The sequence below is a fragment of the Streptomyces murinus genome, assembly GCF_002154555.1.
GTDB classification, from domain to species: Bacteria; Actinomycetota; Actinomycetes; order Streptomycetales; family Streptomycetaceae; genus Streptomyces; species Streptomyces murinus.
This window is the reverse complement of the sequence record NZ_MUNF01000917.1, coordinates 1-1,030: the sequence shown is the minus strand read 5'-3', so window position 1 is coordinate 1,030 and position 1,030 is coordinate 1. Positions and strand designations below refer to the sequence as shown.

The following is a 1,030-nucleotide window of genomic DNA, read 5'->3' as shown; positions in this document are numbered from 1 at the left end:
GGTGCGGCGAGGTGTTCCCGTCCGCGTAGACCTGAGCACCCTTGAGCGTGGCGCCCTCCTGGACGTCCTCGCTGGTCACCGTGAACGACGGCACCGGCGGGTGGAAGTCATGGGGGAGCGGTCGCCGCTTCAGCTCGGTCACCTTGGTACCTCCTGATCGAAGATCTGGAAAGAACAGAGCGAACTCTAGAGCCAGTTGCGCCGGCTGCCGACCTCGGAGAGCCACTGGTTGAGGTACGCCGCCCAATCGGTCCCCTGCCAGTCGTGGTGGCCCACCTGGAAGGAGCGGTAGGTGTCCGAGCCTTCGCTGAACAGCCCCGCCTTCTTGTCCATCTCCAGGACGACGTCCATGGCGTGCTCGTCGGCCACGAAGCTCAGCTCGACCTGGTTCAGGCCCCGGTACTGGGACGGCGGGTAGAACTCGATCTCCTGGTAGAACGGCAGCCGCTGCCGGGTACCCCGGATNNCCGGCAGCGGGTGCACATGGACCGGATCCAGGTCGCCGGAGTCGACGGCCCGGGCGATCGCCAGCTCGGTCGTCACCCCGATGTGCATCCCGCGCAGCTCCTGGTCGTCGATCATCGTCACCGGCGTCTCCCAGGGGATCTCCAGGCCGAACGGCACCGCGTGCACGGCACCCGCCTGAAGCTCGAAGGCACCGCCGAGCCGCACCTTGGCGAACTCGACGTCCTGCTTGTACTCCTCGTCGCCGCTCTCGACCTCGACCCGCGCCTGAAGACCGACGGACAGCCCCTCGATGGCCTGGTTCACGGAACCGCCCTGGATCCGCACCTCACCCTGGACCACGCCACCCGGTACGACATTCACCTCGGTCAGCACCGTCTCGACCGAGGCACCGCCGGCTCCGAGGCTCGCGAGCAGCTTCTTGAACGCCATTGACTCTCCCTTTACGAACGGACCTCGCCCCTACAAACGCGATCACCCCCGTTGCCGGTTCCGCCCCGGCCGTGCCCCGTCCGGACCAGCCCCGTGGACTACCCTCGGACGGCATGATCGCGCCCCGGGACCG

1 protein-coding gene and 1 pseudogene (1 of these 2 cut by a window edge) are annotated in these 1,030 nt (G+C 67.7%); both read right to left on the bottom strand.

What is annotated here, in order from left to right; genetic code table 11:
• Window positions 1-142 (bottom strand): annotated as a pseudogene (locus tag CCN72_RS36565) (YbhB/YbcL family Raf kinase inhibitor-like protein) (its annotated part extends 280 nt beyond the left edge of the window); the annotation flags it as partial.
• 44 nt (window positions 143-186) lie between these two features.
• A complete protein-coding gene (locus CCN72_RS36560) occupies window positions 187-897 on the bottom strand; it encodes a sporulation protein (RefSeq protein ID WP_086812627.1) in 711 nt (236 codons plus the stop codon).
• Window positions 898-1,030: the final 133 nt, after the last annotated feature.